2 protein-coding genes are annotated in these 3792 nt (G+C 73.4%); both read left to right on the forward strand.

Features of this window, described 5'->3' with window-relative positions; genetic code table 11:
- On the forward strand, positions 1-314 hold a 314-nt coding region (locus tag ACLEQD_RS38875; RefSeq protein WP_410390936.1), incomplete at its 5' end, for an AMP-binding enzyme.
- Positions 281-3792: amino acid adenylation domain-containing protein (locus ACLEQD_RS38880; RefSeq protein WP_410390937.1), on the forward strand; the 3512-nt coding region annotated here is incomplete at its 3' end. The genes ACLEQD_RS38875 and ACLEQD_RS38880, both read left to right, overlap by 34 nt.

The raw sequence follows: 3792 nt of genomic DNA on the forward strand, positions 1-3792 counted from the left end.
CGCCGTGGTGCGCGAGGACGTGGCCGGGGACCAAGCGCCTCGTGGGCTACGTCGTCCTCCCGCCCGACGCGGCGTGGGAGCCGGAGGCCCTGCGAAGGCAGCTCGCGAGCCGCCTGCCGGAGTACCTGGTGCCCTCCGCGCTGCTGCGGCTGGAGGCCCTGCCGCTCACGCCCAGCGGCAAGCTCGCCCGCCGGCAACTGCCCGCGCCGGACGCGGACAGCCTGCGCGGGGAGGCGCCCTTCATCGCGCCGCGCACGCGCTGGAGCAGACGCTGGCGGACGTGTTCGCGCAGGTGCTGGGAGTGCCCCGGCTGAGCGTGACGGATCATTTCTTCAGCCTGGGGGGCCACTCGCTGCTGGCCACGCAGGTGACGTCTCGCCTGCGCACCGCCCTGCGGCTGGAGGTGCCGCTGCGCGAGCTGTTCGAGTTCCCCACCGTGGAAGGCCTGGCCCAGCGGCTCCAGGGCCGGATGTCCGCCGGGACGCGCAAGGGTCCGGCGTCCACCATCGCGCCACGCGCCATCGAAGCGCCGGTGTCCTTCGCGCAGCAGCGGCTGTGGTTCCTGGACCAGCTCCAGCCGGGCCTGCCCGTCTACAACATGCCCGCCGCGCTGCGCGTGGAGGGCGCGCTGAACGCCGAAGCGCTCCAGCGCGCCTTCACGGAGCTGGTGCGCCGGCACCAGTCCCTGCGCACCACGTTCCGTGCCCGCGACGGCCGGCCCGTGCAGATCATCGGCCCCGCCACGGTGTTCCCGCTGGCGGTGGACGACCTGCGCGGCCTGACGCCGGAAGCGCGCGAGCAGGAGGCGCGGAAGCGGGCCCAGGATGAAGCCCGCACACCGTTCGACCTGGCCAGGGGACCGCTCCTGCGCGCCGGGCTGCTGCGGCTCGCGGAGAAGGAGCACCTGCTGCTCGTGACGATGCACCACATCGTCTCCGACGGCTGGTCCATGGCCGTGCTCATCCGGGAGCTGGGCGCGCTCTACGAAGCCTTCTCCGCCGGGCGGCCCTCGCCGCTGCCGGACCTGCCGCTCCAGTACGCGGACTTCGCCACGTGGCAGCGCGACGGACTCCAGGGCGAGCCCCTGGAGGAGCTGCTCGCGTACTGGCGCAAGCACCTGGAGGGCGCCCCGCTGACGTCGGAGCTGCCCACCGACCGGCCGAGGTCCGCGGACACGACCCAGCCCGGCGCGCTCCTGCGGGTGTCCCTGCCCGGGAAGCTGACGAAGGACCTCGCGGCCCTGTGCCAGCGGGAAGGCGCCACGCTGTTCATGGGCCTGCTCGCGGGGCTCCAGGCCGTGCTCGCGCGGCACACCGGCCAGGACGACGTCAGCGTGGGTGCCCCCATCGCGGGCCGCACCCAGGCGGAGACCGAGGGCATCATCGGCTTCTTCATCAACACGCTGGTGATGCGCACGCGGCTGGACGGCGACCCGACCTTCCGGGAGCTGCTGGGCCGGGTGAAGGACGTCACGCTGGGCGCCTACGCGCACCAGGAGCTGCCCTTCGAGAAGCTGGTGGAGGCGCTGCAACCGCCCCGGCGTCCGGGCCTGGCGCCGTTCTTCCAGGTGGCGCTCACGCTCCAGAACACCCTGACCACCGCGCTGGAGCTGCCCGGCGTCACCTTCAAGCCGCTGGACACGGCGAGCGGCACGTCCCGCTTCGACGTGTCACTCACCTTCTCCGAAGGGCCCTCCGGCCTGACGGGGCTCCTGGAGTACCGCACCGACCTCTACGACGAGGCGACCGTCACGCGGCTGATGGAGCACCTGCGGCTCCTGCTGGAAGCCGCGGTGGCCCAACCCGCGAAGCGGCTGTCCACGCTGTCCCTGCTCTCCGACGCCGAGCGGCACCGCGTGCTCGTGGAGTGGAACGCGACGGGAGTGCCGTACCCGCGCGACACGGCCGTGCACGCCCTGTTCGAAGCCCAGGCCGCGCGCACGCCGGACGCGGTGGCGGTGGAGTCCCAGGGCCGCACGCTCACGTACGCGCAGCTGGACCGCCGGGCCAACCAGCTCGCGCGGCACCTGCGCGGAAGCGGCGTGAAGCCGGGGGCGCGCGTGGCGCTGTTCCTGGAGCGCTCCGTGGAGCAGCTCATCGCCGTGCTGGGCATCCTCAAGGCGGGCGCGGCCTACGTGCCGCTCGACACCGAGTGGCCCCTGGAGCGGCTGACCTTCCTGCTGGAGGACACCGGCGCGGTGCGCGTCCTCACCCTGGAGGCGCTGGGTGAGCGGCTGCCCGCCACCGCTCCCGGAGTGCTGTGGATGGACACGCAGGCCGGGCTGCTCGACGCGGAAGCCGGCACAGCGCTCCCGCCGGCCCTAGGAGGAGACGCGCTCGCGTACGTCCTCTACACGTCCGGCACCACCGGCCGGCCCAAGGGCGTCTGCGTCCCGCACCGGGCCATCGTCCGGCTGGTGATGGGCACGACGTTCGCCCGGTTCGGACCGGACGAGGTCTTCCTGCAAATGGCCCCGCTGGCCTTCGACGCGTCCACGTTCGAGCTGTGGGGCTGCCTGCTGCACGGCGGACGGCTGGTGCTCGCGGATCCGAAGGCGGCCTCCATGGAGGAGCTGGGCCGCACGCTGGAAGCCCATCACGTCACCACGCTGTGGCTCACGTCCGCCCTCTTCGAGCAGCTGGCCGCCACGCAGCCGGAGGCCCTGGCCCGCGTGCGCCAGGTGCTCGCCGGGGGCGACGTCCTGAACCCGGAGCGCGTGCGCGAGCACGTGACCCGGGCGGGCCTCCTGGTGAACGGCTACGGCCCCACCGAGGGCACCACCTTCACCACCTGCCACGTGATGACCGACGTGAGTCAGGTGGGAGCGCCCGTATCCATCGGGCGGCCCATCGCGAACACGCGCGCGTACGTGCTGGATGCGCTCCTGCGGCCCGTGCCGGTGGGAGTACCCGGGGAGCTGTACCTGTCCGGAGACGGCGTGGCCTGGGGCTACCTCCAGCAGCCCGCGCTGACGGCGGAGCGGTTCCTGCCGGATCCGTTCGGAGGGGTGCCAGGAGCGCGGATGTACCGCTCCGGGGACCGGGTCCGATGGAAGGCGGACGGGACGCTGCACTTCCTGGGACGCCGGGACGCACAGGTGAAGGTGCGCGGCTTCCGGGTGGAGCCCGGTGAAATCGAAGCCGTGCTCCTGGGACACCCCCTGGTGCGCGAGGCGGTGGTCCTGGCGCGCGACGACATGCCGGGAGGCCGCGCGCTGGCGGCCTACGTGGTGCCGCGTGTCATGCAGACAGGCGGAGGCGCCCCGCTGGACGTCGCCGGCCTCAAGACGTGGCTGCGGGAGCGACTGCCGGAGTACCTGGTGCCGTCGGCCATCGTGGCCATGGCCGCGCTGCCCGTCACGCGCAACGGCAAGGTGGACCGCCGCGCGCTGCCCGCGCCGGTGGCCTCGGGCGCGCAGGAGGGCTTCGTCCAGCCGCGGACGGACACGGAGGCCCGGCTCGCCGCGCTGTGGAACGAGCTGCTGGGAACGCAGGGCACGGGCGCGCACGACGACTTCTTCGAGCGTGGCGGCCACTCGCTGCTGGCGACGCAGCTGCTGTCGCGGATCCGCGCCACATTCGGGGTGGAGCTGCGGCTGCAGGACCTCTTCGAGGCCCGCACGCTGGAGGCCCAGGCGGCACGGGTGGACGCCACCCTCGCGCGCACGGTGCGGCTCCAGGCGCCGCCGCTGCGGCCGGTGCCTCGTGAAGGAAACCTGCCGCTGTCGTTCGCACAGCAGCGGCTGTGGTTCCTGGACCAGCTCCAGCCGGGCCTGCCCGTCTACAACATGCC

The organism is Corallococcus sp. 4LFB (assembly GCF_046520365.1).
GTDB classification, from domain to species: domain Bacteria; phylum Myxococcota; class Myxococcia; order Myxococcales; family Myxococcaceae; genus Corallococcus; species Corallococcus caeni.